17 protein-coding genes and 1 tRNA gene are annotated in these 16,903 nt (G+C 70.6%); 7 read left to right on the forward strand and 11 right to left on the reverse strand.

The genetic code is table 11. The annotated features are described in order from the left end of the window. Positions 1-142 precede the first annotated feature (142 nt). The 6 genes from A6A25_RS29550 (at position 143) to A6A25_RS29570 (ending at position 4,824) form a co-directional block, all read left to right on the forward strand. Positions 143-649, forward strand: a complete 507-nt coding sequence (locus A6A25_RS29550; RefSeq protein WP_073895723.1) for a hypothetical protein — start codon at positions 143-145, stop codon at positions 647-649. Positions 650-819: 170 nt separating this feature from the next. Next, positions 820-2,145, forward strand: coding sequence for an NAD(P)/FAD-dependent oxidoreductase (locus A6A25_RS29555; RefSeq protein ID WP_073895725.1), 1,326 nt, complete (start codon positions 820-822; stop codon positions 2,143-2,145). 195 nt (positions 2,146-2,340) lie between these two features. Further along, positions 2,341-2,463, forward strand: a complete 123-nt coding sequence (locus A6A25_RS46485) for a hypothetical protein (protein WP_267935188.1) — start codon at positions 2,341-2,343, stop codon at positions 2,461-2,463. 3 nt (positions 2,464-2,466) lie between these two features. Continuing rightward, the gene (locus A6A25_RS29560) at positions 2,467-3,585 is read left to right on the forward strand and encodes an ATP-grasp domain-containing protein (RefSeq protein WP_073895727.1); all 1,119 of its coding nucleotides are present in this window, start codon (positions 2,467-2,469) and stop codon (positions 3,583-3,585) included. Further along, complete coding sequence (locus A6A25_RS29565) at positions 3,566-4,663, forward strand: SagB family peptide dehydrogenase (RefSeq protein WP_083668779.1); 1,098 nt, start codon at positions 3,566-3,568, stop codon at positions 4,661-4,663. The genes A6A25_RS29560 and A6A25_RS29565 overlap by 20 nt, the downstream gene beginning before the upstream one ends. Before the next feature lie 87 nt (positions 4,664-4,750). Next, positions 4,751-4,824: transfer RNA gene (locus A6A25_RS29570), tRNA-Leu, on the forward strand. 137 nt (positions 4,825-4,961) lie between these two features. On the opposite strand, the gene A6A25_RS29575 is transcribed toward A6A25_RS29570, so the two are convergent. From A6A25_RS29575 to A6A25_RS29625, 11 genes are all read right to left on the reverse strand, one after another. After that, a complete protein-coding gene (locus A6A25_RS29575; RefSeq protein ID WP_073895730.1) occupies positions 4,962-6,590 on the reverse strand; it encodes a DUF885 domain-containing protein in 1,629 nt (542 codons plus the stop codon). A gap of 53 nt (positions 6,591-6,643) precedes the next feature. Then, positions 6,644-7,291 (reverse strand): LuxR C-terminal-related transcriptional regulator, encoded by a 648-nt coding sequence (locus A6A25_RS29580; protein WP_073895732.1) that lies wholly within the window; start codon positions 7,289-7,291, stop codon positions 6,644-6,646. Continuing rightward, entirely contained in the window at positions 7,243-8,520 is a 1,278-nt protein-coding gene (locus tag A6A25_RS29585) for a sensor histidine kinase (protein WP_073895734.1), read from the reverse strand. Before A6A25_RS29585 ends, A6A25_RS29580 begins: the two co-directional genes overlap by 49 nt. A 60-nt stretch (positions 8,521-8,580) precedes the next feature. Beyond that, the gene (pqqB, locus tag A6A25_RS29590) at positions 8,581-9,600 is read right to left on the reverse strand and encodes a pyrroloquinoline quinone biosynthesis protein PqqB (RefSeq protein ID WP_338013236.1); all 1,020 of its coding nucleotides are present in this window, start codon (positions 9,598-9,600) and stop codon (positions 8,581-8,583) included. Between the two features lie 446 nt (positions 9,601-10,046). Next, entirely contained in the window at positions 10,047-11,180 is a 1,134-nt protein-coding gene (gene pqqE / locus A6A25_RS29595; protein ID WP_073895736.1) for a pyrroloquinoline quinone biosynthesis protein PqqE, read from the reverse strand. After that, positions 11,173-11,442 (reverse strand): pyrroloquinoline quinone biosynthesis peptide chaperone PqqD, encoded by a 270-nt coding sequence (gene pqqD / locus A6A25_RS29600; protein WP_073896164.1) that lies wholly within the window; start codon positions 11,440-11,442, stop codon positions 11,173-11,175. Before pqqD ends, pqqE begins: the two co-directional genes overlap by 8 nt. Positions 11,443-11,453: 11 nt before the next feature. Further along, complete coding sequence (gene pqqC, locus A6A25_RS29605; RefSeq protein ID WP_241828982.1) at positions 11,454-12,164, reverse strand: pyrroloquinoline-quinone synthase PqqC; 711 nt, start codon at positions 12,162-12,164, stop codon at positions 11,454-11,456. A gap of 72 nt (positions 12,165-12,236) precedes the next feature. After that, positions 12,237-12,332 (reverse strand): pyrroloquinoline quinone precursor peptide PqqA, encoded by a 96-nt coding sequence (gene pqqA / locus A6A25_RS29610; protein WP_073895738.1) that lies wholly within the window; start codon positions 12,330-12,332, stop codon positions 12,237-12,239. Between the two features lie 77 nt (positions 12,333-12,409). Further along, positions 12,410-13,567 (reverse strand): polysaccharide deacetylase, encoded by a 1,158-nt coding sequence (locus tag A6A25_RS29615; RefSeq protein WP_073895740.1) that lies wholly within the window; start codon positions 13,565-13,567, stop codon positions 12,410-12,412. 70 nt (positions 13,568-13,637) lie between these two features. Beyond that, complete coding sequence (locus A6A25_RS29620; RefSeq protein WP_073895742.1) at positions 13,638-14,336, reverse strand: class F sortase; 699 nt, start codon at positions 14,334-14,336, stop codon at positions 13,638-13,640. Next, positions 14,333-15,748 carry an MSCRAMM family protein gene (locus tag A6A25_RS29625; RefSeq protein ID WP_073895744.1) on the reverse strand — a complete coding sequence of 472 codons (1,416 nt, stop codon included), beginning with the start codon at positions 15,746-15,748 and terminating at the stop codon, positions 14,333-14,335. Before A6A25_RS29625 ends, A6A25_RS29620 begins: the two co-directional genes overlap by 4 nt. A gap of 249 nt (positions 15,749-15,997) precedes the next feature. Between A6A25_RS29625 and A6A25_RS29630 the strand changes: the two genes are divergently transcribed. Continuing rightward, positions 15,998-16,819, forward strand: a complete 822-nt coding sequence (locus tag A6A25_RS29630) for a Bax inhibitor-1/YccA family protein (RefSeq protein ID WP_073896165.1) — start codon at positions 15,998-16,000, stop codon at positions 16,817-16,819. The last annotated feature ends 84 nt before the right edge of the window (positions 16,820-16,903 follow it).

Genomic DNA, 16,903 nt, shown 5'->3' on the forward strand with positions numbered 1-16,903 from the left:
GGGGTCCTGAACGTAGGACACACGCGCTCCGAACGTAGGACACGCGCGAGAGTCGTACCTTCACGCCGCGCGTGTCCTACGTTCAGGACCACCGTGTCCTACGTTCGCGTACCCCGAGTTGAACGCTCAGGACGGGGGAGCGGTGAGGGTTGAGCTGGGAGCCGGGCTGCCGGCGTGGGTGTTGCGGGCGGCGGTCGGGGTGGTCGCGGCCGGGGTGGCGGCGGTGCTCGCGGTCAACGGGGTCGAGTGGCCCGCGCTCGCGCTGTACGGGGTGCTGGTGGTGGCGGCGGTGGCGATCCCGGCGTCGGCCGCGGTCGCGTTGATCATCGGGTACCCGGCGGCGGCGATGGTGTTCACCGGTGACGAGCCGTCGTGGCCGAGTGTGCTCGTGCTGGTCGTCCTACTGCACCTGTTGCACGTTTTGTCCGCTTATGCGGCGATCCTCCCGATCGGGTCACGCGTTCACCTGGATGCACTAAAGGCACCCGCGAAGAGGTTCGCCGTTGTTCAACTCTCCGTGCTCGCCTTCGCGATCGTGGTCCTCCTGGTGCCGGGCGGCCGAACGGACGAGGCGGTCGAGGTGGTCGGGCTCGTCTGCGCCGTCGGGCTGGTGGTCGGAGCGGTCCTGCTGATGCGCCGCAAAGGCTGAGGAACACCCCCTCCGGGCTCAGCGCGAGCTGAGCGTCTGGATCGTTCCTCTCAGCACGTTCACCGAGCCGCGCTGGTCAGGGGCGGCGTGTCCGCAATCACCCGGCGACTGTGGTCACAACGGGCCCGCTCGATGCGCCGGAAACCCCCGCCCGGTGCGACCATGTGTGTATGGCTGCTGTGAAGTCGCAACCCACACGGATCGTGATTGTCGGCGGTGGGTACGTCGGCATGTACACCGCGCTGGGATTGCAGAAGAAGCTGCGTTCCGGCGAGGCGTCCGTCACGGTGATCGACCCCCAGCCGCACATGACCTACCAGCCGTTCCTCCCCGAGGCGGCGGCCGGTTCCATCGAGCCGCGCCACGTCGTCGTGCCGCTGCGCAAGGTCCTCAAGCGCTGCCACGTCGTCACCGGTCGCGCCACCCGCATCGAGCACGCGCGCAAGGCCGTCACGGTCGAGCTCGCCGACGGCCACGTCGAGGAGTACGAGTACGACGTGCTCGTCTCGGCGCTCGGCGCCATCTCTCGCACGCTGCCCATCCCGGGCCTGCCCGAGGTCGGCATCGGCATGAAGACCATCGGCGAGGCCATCTACCTGCGCAACCACGTGCTGTCGCGGCTCGACCAGGCCGCCAGCACCAACGACCCGGAGCTGCGCAAGCGCTTGCTGAGCTTCGTGGTCATCGGCGGCGGCTTCGCGGGCATCGAGACGCTGGCGGAGCTGGAGGACATGGCCCGCTACGCGCTGCGCTACTACGAGGGCCTCAAGCAGTCGGACATGCACTGGGTGCTGGTCGAGGCCACCGGCCGGATCATGCCCGAGGTGAGCGCCCGGCTCGGCGTCTACACCGTCGAGCAGCTCGAGAAGCGCGGCATCAAGTGCTACCTCGACACGCGCGTCAAGAGCATGGAGGGCGGCCACGTCGTCCTGGACGACGGCACCGAGTTCGACTCGGACACCATCATCTGGACCGCGGGCATGAAGGCCAACCCGATGCTGCGCAACACCGACCTGCCGCTCGACGAGCGCGGCCGGGTCCGCTGCACGGCGGCGATGCAGGTCGTGGGCCTGCCGGGGGTCTGGGCCGCGGGCGACTGCTCGGCCGTGCCGGACCTGTCGCGCACCGAGGAGGACCCGACGGCGACCTGCGTGCCCAACGCGCAGCACGCCATCCGCCAGTCGAAGCTGCTGGCGAAGAACATCGTGGCCACGCTGCGCGGCAAGCAGCCGAAGGACTACGAGCACAAGTACCTGGGCTCGGTGGCGGGCCTGGGCCTGTACAAGGGCGTGGCCGACGTGTTCGGCCTGCGGTTCAAGGGCGTCGTCGCCTGGTTCATGCACCGCAGCTACCACGTGATGTTCATGCCCACGGTCAACCGCAAGTTCCGGGTCTTCGTGGACTGGACGCAGGCGCTGTTCTCGGGCCGCGAGGTCGTCGCCCTGGGCCAGATCCACGAGCCGAAGGCCGAGTTCGACCGGGCCACCAAGAGCTGATCGCGAACGGCCCCGCGCACGCTGCGCCGTTCGGTCGCGGCAGGCGTGGGGCCGTCTGGCTCAGTCCTCGATCTTGAGCCCCCATCCGGGCTAACGCATGGCCAGTCGCCTTGACATTGCGTAACGTGAACCCGAGAATACAGCTGGTGTATCGCCTGAATGTGTGATGCATCAGTGGGGAGAGAGGTGACCGCGATGTCTCTCGAGGAGCTGGCCGCACAGCTTCGCCGCGGTGAGATCGAGGATCGTGCGCTGGCGGAGTACTCCGCGGAGTACGCCACCGCCGAAAAGCGTTTTTGCAGCAAGAAAGACGACTGAGTCATGACCGTCTCCGGGTGGGGGAACGAGACCGTTCCCCCACCCGAGGCAGCCAGACCGGCGAAACCGCCCCCGCTGTTGCTCCAAGGCCAGGACTACCTCTTCCGGTCGCAACCCAAGTGCCTGGACTTCCAGGAGCAGGTGCACCGCCTCGGCATGGTGGACGAGGGCGACGGCAGCCCCGTGCCGTGCGTGCTGGTCCTCGCCCGCGCCGCCGACATGGAGATGAACGAGCTCTCCATCGCGCTCGCCGAACGCGGCATCCGGATGGCCCGCATCGACGCCGACCGCTCCGCCGACGTGCCGCTGACCGTCTACACCGACCAGCCGCTGCTGGAGCTCGACCGCTGGCTGCTGCGCCCGCTGCTGGTGTGGCGCAGGCACTTCGAGCTGACCGCCCTGCCCCACGAGCCCGGCACGCTGGCCGGCGCGTACGCCGCGGACCAGTGGGGCGCGGTCGCCGACTGGCTGTCCAGCCGGGGCGACTGGGCGCACGTCAACCCCAGCCGCAACACCTCGCACCTCAACCGGCTCACCCAGCTCGCCGACGCCTCCGCGTTCGGCCTGAAGGTGCCCCGCACCACGGTCACCACCCGACCCGGCCGCACCAGGCCGGGCGGTGGGCGGTGCATCGTCAAGACCTCGGGCCGCCACCTGCTCGAACCGCGTCCCGGCATGCAGCACGGCCTGTTCCCGCGACCGCTGGAGACCAGCCGGTCCGGTGACGTGCCCGAGTCCGCGCCGGTGATCGTGCAGGAGTACGTGCCCTCCGACACCGAGCTGCGGGTGTTCGTGGTCGGCGAGCGGTGCCTGGCCTTCCAGGTCGACAAGCTGGACCCGGCGCAGCTGTGGGTCGACCCCGAGGCGGTCTGCGTCACGCCCGTCGACGTGCCGACCTCGCTGACCGACCGGCTGCTCGCGCTGGCCAGGCACTGGCGGCTGCAGGTGGCCGCGTTCGACCTGCTGGTCTCCGGCGGCGACCACGTGTTCCTGGAGGTCAACGTCAACTGCGACTGGCGGTGGTTCGAGCACCGGGCCCAGGACTCGCGGGTGTCCGACGCCGTGCATGAGTGGGTGGCGACGCGCTTCAAGGAGCTTCTGGGTGCGGGCAAAGGTCGCTGAGCACGCGACGCTGTTCTACTCCGACGGCGCCGTGGTGTGGGACGACTACCTCCACCACCGGCAATTCGCCATCAGCGAGACCGCCGAGCTGCTGTGCCGCAAATTCACCGAGTTCACCGACGTGGACGAGCTGCTCGCCCCGCTGGCCGAGGGTGACCGGGTGGCGTTGCGCAAGGTGCTGGACGAGCTGGTCGAAGCCGGTGTGCTGATCGTGGAGGGCTCGCCCGAGCACGAGCGGGAACGGCGGCTGCTCGCCGCGTGGCGCGACTGGGGCCCGTCGGCCCGGCACTTCCACTTCGCCAGCCGCACGCTCGCCGACGCGCCGTACCAGGGCTCGGAGGAGCACGACGCGGTGCTGGACGCCAAGCTGGCCGAGCAGCCGCCGCCGGCGCCGTTCCGCAGCCTCGGGCGCACCGCCGTGCTGCTGCCCCGCCTGGACGGCACCTCGAAGTGGTCCTCGGCGGGCCTGCTGGACGTGCTGCTGTCCCGCCGCACGACCCGCGAGTTCGGTCCGGGACCCCTGCCGCTGACGAAGGTCGCCGAGCTGCTGGCCGTGCTGGGCGGTCCGTCGCCGGCGCGGTCGCGGATCGGGCGGTCCGGCACGGTGTTCAAGACCAGCCCGTCCGGCGGCGGACGGCACCCGGTCGAGCTGTACGCGCACGTGCGGGTGCCCGCCGCCGGAGGTGGCAATCAGACGGTCGAGGCGCTGGAGCCCGGTTGGTACCACTACGACGGGCTCGCGCACGCGCTGGAGCCCATCGGGGTGACGTGGGGGCCCGCCGAGATGACCGCCGCGGCGGGTGACCAGGACTGGGTCGGGCAGGCGCCGTTGGTCCTCGCGTACACCGGAGTACTCGAACGGACTAGATGGCGTTACGACACGTCACGTGCTTACCGTGTTGTGCAAATGGACGTAGGACATCTGTCCCAAACGGCTTATCTGGTTGCTACGGCTATGGGTTTTGGTATCGGCTTCACCGCAGCATTGCGGGATGAGCTGGTCGAACAAGCACTCGGCTGTGACGCTTATCACGAAGTTGTACTCGGTCTGAGCGTCTTGGGTCCATTACCCGAATGAGCGCAATAGCGGATCTCATTGAGCCGTGCGGGGGACTTCTTGTGAACCGGCCCCACGAACGCTCGGTAACCGCTTAGGCTCCCCGCTGCCCCCGTAGCCCAACCGGTAGAGGCAGGCTCCTTAAAAGAGTCACAGTACGGGTTCGAATCCCGTCGGGGGCACGTTCGGCGCCGGATTGAGTTCACCCATCTGTCGGGTGAACGCAAAGCGCTGTGCCGTGCCAGTCATGTCGCTCACCACCGGGTCACCCGATCGGACCCCGGCCACTCGTGGCGTCCGATCGGATGACTGGTGGCGTTCAGCGGGTGCGCGCCCATTCCGCGACGACCTCGTCCAGCACCGCCAACGGCAGCGGCCCGCCGCCCAGCAGTACGTCGTGGAACTCGCGGATGTCGAACCGGTCGCCCAACGCCTCCTCGGCCGCCGCCCGGATCCGCTGGATCTCCAACCGACCCACCATGTACGCCAGCGCCTGACCGGGCGCGGCGAGGTACCGGTCGACCTCGTTCTCGATCTCGACCAGCGCCAGCGGCGTGTTCGCGAGCAGGTACTCGATGGCGCGCTCGCGGCTCCACCCGTGCGCGTGCAGCCCGGTGTCCACCACGAGCCGCCCGGCGCGCATCGAGTCCATCGCCAGCATCCCGAGCCGCGCCACGTCGTCGGAGTACAGGCCCATCTCGTCGGCCAGCCGCTCGGTGTACAGGCCCCAGCCCTCCAGGTACGCGGTCACGTGCGCGACCCGGCGCAGCATCGGCAGCTCGGTGAGCTGCTGCGCCAGCGTGATCTGGAAGTGGTGCCCCGGCACGGCCTCGTGGAACGCGATCGCCTCGGCCTGGTAGCGGAACCGCTCCCGCACCCGGTAGGTGTTCGCGTAGTAGGTGCCGGCCCGCAGCCCGTCCGGCGACGGCGGCGAGTAGTAGGCGATCGGCGCGCCCGGCGCGTCCGCGGCGGGCACCGGCTCGACCTGGCAGCGCTGCTCGGGCACCCGGCCGAACCAGCGCGGCGCGGCCTGCTCCGCCCTGGTCACGGCCTCGCGGGCGGCGGTGATCAGCTCGTCCTCGGAGGTCCAGCGCAGGGCCGGGTCGGTGCGCATCCGCTCCAGGACCTCGGCCACGTCGGACGTGCCGAACACCCGCCGGCCCACCTCGGCGTACTCGTGCGCCAGGCTCGCGATCACGTCCAGACCGGTCTGGTGCAGCTCCTTGGGCGTGCGGTTGGTCGTGGTCTGCGTCCGGGCCAGCGCCGCGTACATCGCTTCACCGCCGGGCAGCCGGCTCAGGCCCACCTGGTCGGTCGGGCGGCCCTCGATGCCCGCGATCACGTCCCGGTAGGCGGCGAACGCGGGCCGCACCACGTCGGCCAGCAGGCGTTCCCGCTCGGCCTCGAACGACTCACCGCCCGCCGGCCGGGCCAGCGGGTCGGCGTCGGCGGCCAGGTAGCGGTCCACGTGCGCGACGGCGGCGTCCACCAGGTGCTGGACCGGCGTGCGGCCCGCCGCGGCGCCCGCGAGGTGGCGGTCGGCGATCCGGCGCAGGAAGTCGGGGATCGCGGCGAGCCGGTCCAGGTACGCCCGCTCCGACCCGGCGTCGGGCAGCACCGTCGTCGGCATGACCGACAGCAGCTCGGCCGCCGGCGCGAAGAACGAGTCGGTGATCGTGTACTCGACGCCCAGCGCGTCGATCTGGTCCACCATGGCCTCGGCCTGCTGGATGACCACCGCACGCGTCACCGGGTCGTCGTCCTCGGGCAGGGCGCGTGCCCGAGCGGCGATGTCCACCGCCCGTGCCCGTGCCGCCTGCTCGGTCTCCAGCCGGTGGTCGGCGAGCCGGTGGTCGTAGCCGGGCACGCCGTAGACGGTCGCGCCCAACGGCGCCTGCGTGAACATCAGGTCGAGCAGTTCGTCGGCCAACTCCGCCGTCGTGCCCATGCGCACCCCCTGGGTCGTGGTGAACCAAGATGGTACTTAGGCTAAGAAACGATTTACACCCGGTCCAAATAGGCGAGCACGGCGAGCACCCGCCGGTTGTCGTCCTCGGACAACGGCAGGTCCAACTTGCCGAAGATGTTCGCGATGTGTTTGCCGACGGCTTTCTCGGTGACGAACAGCCGCGCGGCGATCGCGCCGTTGGAACGGCCCTCCGCCATCAGCGACAGCACTTCCCGCTCGCGCGGCGTCAACGTGGCCAGCGGTCGGTCCCGGGCGCCGCGGGCGAGCAGTTGGGTGATGACCTCGGGATCCATCGCGGTACCGCCCGCCGCGACCCGGCGAATGGCGTCCACGAACTGCTTGACGTCCGACACCCGGTCTTTGAGCAGGTAACCGACGGCGCCGCCGCGGTCGGACAGCAGTTCGCGCGCGTACAGCTGTTCCACGTACTGGGAGAGCACCAGGATCGGCAGGCCCGGCACCTGCTTGCGCGCCTCGATCGCGGCCCGCAGGCCCTCGTCGGTGAACGTCGGCGGCAGGCGCACGTCGACCACCGCCACGTCCGGGCGGTGGTCGACCAGGGCCTTGAGCAGGGCGGGACCGGAGTCGACCGCCTCCACCACGTCGAAGTCGTAGGCCTCCAGCAGCCGGATCAGGCCGTCCCGGAGGAGGACGAGGTCTTCACCGAGGACAACTCGCACGGCAGCTCCATGGTCACGATGGTCGGCCCGCCCACCGGGCTCGCGATCCCGAGTGTGCCGTCGAACGCGGCCAGCCTGCGCTCGATCCCGCGCAACCCGCCCTGCTCGGTCGCCTCCGCACCGCCGCGCCCGTCGTCGCCGATCATCAGCGACAACCTGCCGCCCTCGTGCCGCACCCGCACCCACGCGCTGGTCGCGCCGCTGTGCTTGGCCACGTTCGTCAACGTCTCGGCCACCGCGAAGTAGACCGCCGACTCGACCGGCGCCTCCGGCCGGCCCGCCAGCTCGAGGTCGACCTCCACCGGCAGTGGGTGGGCCAGTGCCAACGCGCGCAGCGCGCCGTCCAGCCCGCGGTCGGCCAGCACCGGCGGGTGGATGCCGCGCACCAGGTCCCGCAGCTCGGCCAACGCCTGGGTGGACGACTGGCGGGCCTCGGCCAGCAGCTCCTGCGCCGCCCGCGGGTCACGGGCCAGCAGCTCCTCGGCCATGCCCAGGCTCAGGCCGAGCGCGACCAGCCTGGCCTGCGCGCCGTCGTGCAGGTCCCGTTCGATCCGGCGCAGCTCGGCGGCCTGCGCGTCGACCGTGTCGGCCCGTGAGTCGGCCAGCACCCGCACCCGGTCGGTCAGCGCGGCGGTGGCGCTGGGCGCGAGCAGCCACTTGACCACCGTGGCGTGCAGGCGGGCGGCGCGGGGCGTCGCCCACCAGGCCAGCGCCAGGAAAGCGATGCTGATCAGCGGCGCGAGCACCATGTTGCCCGGCGTGTCGTAGTCGATGCCGACGTACTCGACGTGCCCGTGGTCGAGCCAGATCAGCGGCACCACGAACCCGAGCACGCCGTTGACCCACAACCCGACCGGCAGCATGCCGCAGAGGATCCCGACGATCGCGTTGACCGGCAGGAACGCCAGGTCGCGCCACGTCGCCGGGTCGGTGGCGATGGTCCGGATCCTCGTCATCGGGCCCCGGTTGGCGGGCAACCGGTACGGCGACGGGATCTCCTCCTCCAGCACGCGCGAGGCCCACCAGCGGAAGAAGCCGGTGTAGCGGCGGGCCAGCGCGGTGAACAGGAGCAGCAGCGGCACGCCGATCGTCACCAGGATCAGCGGGTAGGCGTAGAGCTGCAACGGGATCAGGATGAGGCCCGCGACGCACAGCGGCGCCCGCACCAGCCCCCACCCGGCCTGCGTCAACCGAACGCGTGCCCCGCGCACCAGGTCGTGGTCCGTCATGGCGTCGATCCTTCCGGCTGCCCACAGGCAAATCGGTGGGTTTAACCCCCCAATGCGGGCCTACAGTACGAGCACCGTGCCGTCCGTGACGACCTCCACGCCCGCTCCGGTGATCTCGGCGTGCTCCGGTGAGGTCGGGTCGAGCACCGGGTTGGTGTTGTTGAGGTGCGTGTAGATGCGGCGGGTCGTGGCGTGCGCGCGCAGTTCGGGGAGGCTGTGCGCGATCGGCAGGTGCCCCATCCCGGCCTGCCCGCTCGGCCGGCCGGTGGCGGTGCCCATTTCGGTCGGCGCGAAGAACGTGCCGTCCAGCAGCACCACGTCGGTCTCGTCGAGCAGGGCGTCGAACCCCGGTGGCCAGGACGCCAGGCACGGCGCGTACAGCAGGACCCCGCCCGTTGCCGGGTCGCGGAACCGGTAGGCCACGACCCAAGGGTCGGGCTGTGGTGAGTCGGTGACGTAACGAGGCCGTTTGCCGCTGACGGGGATCGTGGTCACCTCCAGCCCGCCGTCGAGGAGGGTGGTCTGCTCGGGCTCCGACTCGTGCCACGACCACTCGCTGTAGGTGTCGAGTACGGCCCGTGTGGGTGCGAGTGCGTGCAGGACGGTCGCGGGTGCGTGGACGTGCAAGCCGGGTGCGCCGCGCAGTACCGGGAGGCCCAGTGTGTGGTCGAGTTCGGCGTCGGTGAACAGCACGCCGCTCACGGGGGTGTCCCGTGGTCCGGGGCCGGGGGCGAGCGCTGGTGTGGCGGTGAGCTGTGCGCCGATGTCCGGTGAGGTGTTGACCAACCACCAGTCCCGGCCGTTTCCGGTTACGGCCAAGGCGTCCTGCGTGCGTGCGGGTAGGTGACCGGCGCGTACCGCGGTGCACGGTCCGCACGCGCAGTTCCACTGCGGTACGCCACCGCCGGCGGCTGTGCCGAGCACGATGACCTTCACCCCGGGACCACCCTTCACTGCAAGAGCCTGAAAAGCATGTCCTCGCCGGACGGGCAGATCAACAGGATGACATCCCCCGGTTCCGGCTTCCTCTTGTTCCGTCGGGAACGCCGGTTGGGTTGGTGGTCCCGGGGTACGTGTCATCCCACCGACCTCCCTCCGGGCTACCACACGCGTCAAGGGGGCCCCGAAGTTGGAGTATCAGGCAACGCTGGCACGAGGCCCCCTTGACCCGTGCGGTAGGGCTACGCCAGGTCGGCGGGATGACACGAACCCCTACCTCTGCAAAGCGGCCGCACCCGCCCCGGGCCCGTTCGTCCCCGCGCTCGTCGGCGACCCCCGCGCGCTGTGCAACGGGCACGTCCTTCTCCCCAATAGGAGGGCTTCGTGTCATCCCGCCGACCTGGCTTTGCCCTACCGCACGTGTCAAGGGCGGCGCGTCCAGCTTTGCCTGTCACTTCACTGGAGCCTCGCGCCGCCCTTGACACGTGCGGTAGCCCGGAGGGAGGTCGGTGGGATGACACGGAGTCCGGGACCACGCTGGGACAGCAGTTCCCAACGGAACAAGACGGAGACGGAACCGGGGGATGTCATCCTGCTGATCTGCCCGTCCGGCGAGGACGCTTTTCAAGCTTTTCAACGCTTTTCATGCGCCGATGCGCCACCTCGCCCTCCGCCTCCGCCCCCGCCCCCGCCCCGGCCAGGATCAGGTCCACCACACCCCGGTGCGGTGACAGCGTGCACACCGGATCGGTCGCCGCCGCGTCGCCGGTCAGCTGGAACGCCTGGCACCGACACCCGCCGAAGTCCACTTCACGACGCGCACAAGAACGACAAGGCTCCCGCATCCACTCATAGCCGCGGAACGCGGTGAAAGCGGGCGACGAGTGCCAGATGTCGGCCAACGGCCGGTCCCGCACGTTCTCCACGCCCAATCCCTCGATCACGCCCGCCGCCGGGCACGGCAGCACGTCGCCGTTCGGCGCCACGGTCAGCTGCCGAGCACCCCATCCGTGCATGCAAGGCTTCGGGTGGGCCTCGTGGTAGTCGGCGATCACGTACACGATCTCCATCACCCGCGCCAACCTCGCCTGCGCGTCGGCCACCACCTCGCCGGCCCGCGCCAACTGCTCCTTCGTCGGCAACAACGCGGCCCGGTTGCGCAGCGCCCACCCGTAGTACTGGGTGTTGGCCAGCTCCAACCGGTCCGCGCCCATCCGCTCGGCCAGCGCGACGATCTCACCGACGCGGTCGAGGTTGAGCCGGTGCAGCACCACGTTCACGGTCAGCGGCAGCCCGGCCTCCCGCACCACCTCGGCGGCCCTCAGCTTCGCATTGAACGCCTTCACCCCGGCGATCCGGTTCGCCTTCGCCTCGTCCGCGTCCTGCACGGACAGCTGCACGTGGTCGACGCCCTCCAACCGCTCGACCGTCAGCCCGAGCCCGCTGGTCACCAGGTTCACGTAGCAGCCGAGCCCGGCCGCGTGGCCGACCAGCTCCGGCAAGTCCTTGCGCGCCAACGGTTCCCCGCCGGACAGGTGCACCTGCAGCACGCCGAGCGCACGGGCCTGGTCGAACACCGAGCACCACGTCGCGGTGTCCAGCTCGTCGCCCCTCCCGACCAGGTCGACGGGGTTGGAGCAGTACCCGCAGCGCAACGGGCACCGGTGGGTCAGCTCGGCGAGGAGCCCGAACGGCGCGTCCGCCCCGGCTGCCTCACCCATCGACGTCCACCACCCGCCGCGCCACCAGCCGGGTGACGAGCTCGGCCACGTCGTCCGCCTCCACCCCGTCGAACCGCTCGGCCAACCGCAGCGCGATCCCCTCGACCGACGTGCGCCCGTCGCACAACGAGACCACCGCCGCCGCGGTCTCGTTGAGCACCAGCACGCCTTCCGGGAACAGCACCACGTGGCTGTTCCGCGTCTCGTCGAACGCCGTCTTCACCCCACGCCGCAAGCGCGGCATCGCGTCGAAGCCCGTCATGGCCGGCTCCGTCACGAGTAGTAGTCCACGGCGTCCAGCACCGCGCGCAGCACGTCGCACTTGAAGGCCAGCGCGGCCACCGCCGCCTCCTGCTGCTCGCGCGTCCGGCAGTTGCGCACCACGATGTCCACTGTGGACTTCCCTTCGTCGGCGATCACCTGCAGCCTGGTGGTGAAGTAGGTGAAGCCCTCCTCGGCGATCCACGGGTAGTGCTCGCGCATGTCCACCAGCCGCCGCGCCATCAGCCCGCGGGAGAACATCTCGGTCAGCCCGGACGCCACCGCCTCCACCCACGGCCGGGTGCGGGCGAACGTCACGTAGGCGTCCACCGCGAACCGCGTGCCGGGCAGCACGTGCCGCTCGTCCAGCACCTCATCCCGGGTCAGCCCGACCGCCTCGGCCAGCCGCAGCCAGTTCTCCGCGCCGCCTTCACCGGCCCGGCTGCCGTCGTGCCAGACGATCCGCTCCCGCCACGCCCGGCGGACCTCGACGTCCGGGCAGTTGGCCAGGATCGCCGCGTCCTTGCGCGGTATCGCCCGCTGGTAGTACCAGCGGTTGGCCGCCCACAACCGCAGCTCGTCCTTGCTCAACCGGCCCCCGTGCAGCCGGAGGTGGAACGGGTGGCGGTCCCAGTAGCGGGGCGCCAGGGCGCGCAGGCGCGCGGTGAACTCGTCCGGGGTCAACACCGATGTCGCGGTGTCGGTCAGCTCGGAAGTGGGCACGACGGGAGGGCACCTCTCGGTACGCGGGCGCCGCACCCTTCCGGGAACGCCGGAAGGGCACGGCGGAGGGGCTCAACTGCGAGCGGCGTAAGCGGTGACTTCCATCGGGGTGTCGACGTCCCGGAAATCGGGCTTGACCCAGGGGCGCTTCTCGGGCTCGGTGGTCATGCGCTACTCCTCGGATGCGGTGGTGCTTCTCCGTGGTGCGGCGGTAACCCACCGTAGAGCTTGCGGCGGCTACCGCGCTAGTTGCGGGCTGGGGGGATGCGTCTCAACTGTTCCAGCACGACCGGATCCTGCAACTGCATCCACTGGATCACCTCTGTATAGGTGGCGCACACCGTGTCCGGCTTGACACACACCTCGCCGAGGAACCCCTCCACCGCGTTGCTGAACGCACCGCCCGCCCACTCGTTGAAGTGGTTGCCGATCACGATCGGCGCGCGGTTGCTGTTGAACGTCGCCTGGTACACCGACCGGTACGTGTCCAGCACGATCCGCGTGTAGTCACCGGCCCGGTCCGGCTCGTCCTTGGCGCCGTTGAGGGCGTACCAGAGGTTGAAGTCCATCATCACGACCTGCTTGCCCAGGGCGGGGACGCGCACTTCCGGCATGGGGAACTCCCACAGCCCCTCGTGCACGAACGGCCACACCACGCCGAGGCTCACGTGGCTGGTGTCGTAGGCCAGGCCGTGCCCGCGCATCGCCGGGAACGCCTGTCCCCACTGCCCCTCCAGGCACGGCGTCCGGCCGCCGCGCACCGTCGCCGGGTCGAGCTTGAACCCCTGCTGCCTGGCCTTCTCCACGATCCCGAAGAACAGGTCCAGCTCGCGGTTCCACTGGTCGGTGTTCCAGGTGCCGACGTTCGGCTCGTCGCCGACGCAGAAGTGCCCGTTGTAGTGGGTGCCGATCTCATGGCCCGCCGCGATGGCCTCGTTGAGGTAGCCGATCCGCAGCGCCACGTCCGCGCGGCTGCCGCCGAACCCGATGGACGAGTGACCCGCCCGGTGGCCGGGACCGGTGTAGGAGGCGGCCTCCTCCTGCGGTATCAGGTACACGCCGGACAGCAGGCCGGTGACGTGCGCGTTCGCCTGCCTGGCGATCGGCATGATCCGGTCCCAGTGCGGCTTGGACGCGGCGCCGTCGAACGAGAACAGCACGAACTGCGGCGGCTTCTCGCCCGGCTTCATGCGCCGCATCCACGACGGCGGCGAGGCCGCGGGCGGCACGGTCGGCGGCGGGGCGGCGCTGGTGCTGCCGCTCGTGCGGGGAGCCATCGGCAGCGGCGCGGCCAGGTCGCCCACGTCGTGCCCCGGTGCGGGTTCGCGGGCGCCCAGCACGGCCAACACCACCAGGGTGAGTGCCAGCGCGACGCCCGTGCTCAGCCAGCCCCATCGCTTCACACCACAGAGACGACGGGAAGCAGCCAAAGGTTGCCTCTAGGTGACGCAACTACCACGCGCCGCCACCGCGTCACGGCACCGGCGTGGCCGTCACCACCTGGTTCTCCTCGTACCCGGTGTCACCGCCGACCCACCGCCCACCGCACGTCACCAGCACCAACCGGTGCGCGCCGCGCGGCCCGAACAGCTCCACCGCCCGCGACGGCAGGTCGTCCTTGCGCACCGCCTCGACCTTGCTCACCCGGAACCGGAACGTGCGACCCGCCGTGTCGACCACGGTCACGTCCTGCCCGACGGACGCGCGCCACAGCACGTCGAACGGCCCGGTCAGGCCCTTCCAGTTCACGTGCCCGGCCAGCACCGTCGCACCCTCGGCCGCGCCGAGGTCCACGCCCCACCACGTCGCCTCGCCGAGCGCCTCCGGGATCGGCAGCACGCCGTCCGCGGTGACCTCCTCGCGCACCAGCGTCGCCACCCCGCCGCCGGGCAGCCGCACCGTCCCCGGCTGCTGCCTGGGCGGTTCGGCGACCGGCGGGGGAGCGGCGGTGGTCGTCACGGCAGGCGGTGCCGAGGGAGGGTTGGCACCGACCGGCATGCCGGCCAGGTCCACTCCGCGGCCGGAGCGCGCGCTGTCGCCCAACGGGTGCGGCACCACGGCGTCACCGGGGATCGGTCGGCCCGCCAGCACGACGTCCGGCGCCTGGGTGGAGACGAGCGCGGCGGAGGCGAGCAGGGCCGCCACCGCCGCGCCGGTCAGCAGGGCTTTCACGACCGCGAGGTCACCCGTCGCCGCACCAGCAGGCCGACCAGCGTCGCGCCGATCAGCACCACACCGCCGAACCCGACCAGCGCACCGGTCGACACCTCGGTGGTGTAGGCGGCCTTCGCGACCACCCCGGCGCCCTCGGAGCCGGCCGGGATCGTGATCGGGACGACCGGTTTGTCCGGTTTGTTGGTCAACGCGAGCACCAGCGTCTGCCCCGGCTCGACGGTCCCGCACACCTTCGGCGGCGCGTTCGGGTCGAAGAACTCCTCGTAGCCCTTGGCCGGGGCCACCTCGATCAGGCAGACCTCCTGCGGCGTGCGCAGGTCCGGCACGGTCGCGGTGCCGTCGGTGGCGGTCTGCAGGACGAGCGCCTCGCCCTCCGGGCCGGTCAGCGCGGTGTCGTCCTGCCGCTTGGCGGGCGACTGGCCGTCGGGCGCGGTCACCTTCAGCGCCACGCCCGCGATCGCCTTGCCGGTCTCGGCGTCGGTCTTGCCGACCTTCACCACGCCCGGCGGGGTCTTCGCGGTCGTCGACGCGTTCGCGGTCAGCTTCTTCTCGCCGCCCGTGGTGACGATCCGCTGCATGTTGTCGTTCGCCGGGACGTGCACCTTCGGCCGGTCGGCCGGGCTGTCCAGCTTCACCGTGAACGACGGGTTCGGCCCGGTCGGCACGACCTTCACGGCCAGCGCCTCGCCGTCGGTGGACGTGGTCAGCTCACCGGTGGCCGCGCCGCCCTCCAACGTCGCGTCGGTCAGCTCCACCGTGACCGGCGCGCCGGCGACCTGGCCGCCGTCGGTCTTGGTGATGTCCACCACCCACGTGTCCGGCGTCCCGATGACCTGCTCCTTCTCCGGAGCGCTCACCTTGGCCGTCCACGGGCCGCGGTTGGCCGCCGCCTCGGCCTGCAGCCTGCCCACCGCCGCCTGGGCCTGGCCGAAGCGCCCGAGCTGCTGGAAGTGGAAGTCCGCGTTGTAGGCGATGTGCCGGAAGTCGCTGTTCGGGTCGAGCGAGATGCCCCTCGCCGGGTCCTCGAACGCGGTCCACGTGTGAAGCAGGTGGGCCAGGGCCGCGGCCTCGTCAGCCGATTGGGTGTTCGCGTACCTCAACAGGAGGTAGGAGATGCTGCCCGCGACGTCGTCGGCGAGCCGTGCGCCGCCCTTGGAGAGCAGCTCGTCGCCTTCCTTGTACTCCACCGAGCTGTCCGGGGCGAGCAGCGAGTACTGCACGCACCACACCTGCTGACCGCGCCAGATGTACGAACCGAGCCAGTCACCGCCCACCGGCTTGCCGAGGTAACCCTGCGGGTCCGTCTCGTAGCCGATGCCCTCCTGCGCTTGCGCCCCGGCTGTGACGGGCGCCGCGAGCAGGACCAGACCGGCCGCGAGCACCGCGCCGGCGAGTCGTCTCCACACCATGATGTCCTGAACCCCTCGGGCGAGCCGGTGGGCTTCGCCGGTCGGTGAGAGCTGCCGGCACTGAGCCTTACGGGTCGGAGATCACGTCGACAAGCCACCAGCGGGGTGGAACGCCGACTACGCTCCGCAGCGCGGGGTGTGGATTCGAGATCGACAGCCCGAGTAAAGTCGCTTTTACCCGACGGGAACCGATCGACTCGTGTGGTCGTTGAACCCCGTGACGGCGTCAGCACGCCACAGGAGGACGAGGTGCGTACCACCAGCAACCCCGCGTTCCGCAACCTGCCGACCGGCGGCGGTAGCGGTAACTACGCAGGTTTCGGCCAGCCCTACCAGGCGCAGCAGCAGCCCTACCCGGGCCAGCAGTACGGCGGCTACCAGCCGGCGCCGCCGACCACCGGCGAGCGCCCCATCACGATCGACGACGTGGTCACCAAGACCGCGACGACCCTCGGTGTGGCCATCCTCACCGGCTTCGCGTCGGCGTGGATGGTGCTCTCCGGAGCGGTCGCGCCGTTCGCGCTCGCCGTGCCCGGCATGATCGTCGGCCTGGTCCTGGCCCTGATCATCATCTTCAAGCAGAAGCCCAGCGGCCCGATGGTGCTCGCCTACTCGGCGGCGGAGGGCGTGTTCCTCGGTGCCATCACCGGCGTGTTCGAGGCGATGTTCTCCGGTATCGCCTGGCAGGCGATCCTGGGCACGTTCGGCGTGTTCGCCGCGATGCTCGTGGTCTACAAGACTGGCGCGATCCGGGTCACGCCCCGCCTGACCAAGTGGATCATCGGCGCGACCGTCGGCGTGGTCGTGCTCATGCTCGGCAACCTGGTCATGGGCCTGTTCGGCGTGAACATGGGCCTGCGTGACGGCGGCACCCTGGCGATCATCTTCAGCCTGGTGGTCATCGGCATCGCGGCGTTCAGCTTCCTGCTGGACTTCGAGGCGGCCAACGAGATGATCCGCGCCGCCATGCCGGCCAAGTACGCCTGGCTCGCCGCGTTCGGCCTGATGACCACGCTCGTCTGGCTGTACCTGGAGATCCTGCGCCTGCTGTCGTACTTCCAGAACGACTAGCACCACCCGCACGCACCCGAAGGGCGTCCCGGCTCCGGCCAGGGCGCCCTTCGGCGTGTCCTACGTTCAGAACGCGCGTGTCCT

The organism is Saccharothrix sp. CB00851, from assembly GCF_001905065.1.
Lineage (GTDB): Bacteria > Actinomycetota > Actinomycetes > Mycobacteriales > Pseudonocardiaceae > Actinosynnema.

Bases quoted from the DNA above. Each gene is read 5' to 3' on its own strand.
- A6A25_RS29555 (WP_073895725.1), top strand. From the start codon at position 820: ATGGCTGCTGTGAAGTCGCAACCCACACGGATCGTGATTGTCGGCGGT.
- pqqB (WP_338013236.1), bottom strand. From the start codon at position 9,600: ATGACACGTACCCCGGGACCACCAACCCAACCGGCGTTCCCGACGGAA.
- A6A25_RS29585 (WP_073895734.1), bottom strand. From the start codon at position 8,520: ATGACGGACCACGACCTGGTGCGCGGGGCACGCGTTCGGTTGACGCAG.
- pqqA (WP_073895738.1), bottom strand. From the start codon at position 12,332: ATGACCACCGAGCCCGAGAAGCGCCCCTGGGTCAAGCCCGATTTCCGG.
- pqqD (WP_073896164.1), bottom strand. From the start codon at position 11,442: ATGACGGGCTTCGACGCGATGCCGCGCTTGCGGCGTGGGGTGAAGACG.
- A6A25_RS29575 (WP_073895730.1), bottom strand. From the start codon at position 6,590: ATGGGCACGACGGCGGAGTTGGCCGACGAACTGCTCGACCTGATGTTC.
- A6A25_RS46485 (WP_267935188.1), top strand. From the start codon at position 2,341: ATGTCTCTCGAGGAGCTGGCCGCACAGCTTCGCCGCGGTGAGATCGAG.
- pqqE (WP_073895736.1), bottom strand. From the start codon at position 11,180: ATGGGTGAGGCAGCCGGGGCGGACGCGCCGTTCGGGCTCCTCGCCGAG.
- A6A25_RS29560 (WP_073895727.1), top strand. From the start codon at position 2,467: ATGACCGTCTCCGGGTGGGGGAACGAGACCGTTCCCCCACCCGAGGCA.
- A6A25_RS29625 (WP_073895744.1), bottom strand. From the start codon at position 15,748: ATGGTGTGGAGACGACTCGCCGGCGCGGTGCTCGCGGCCGGTCTGGTC.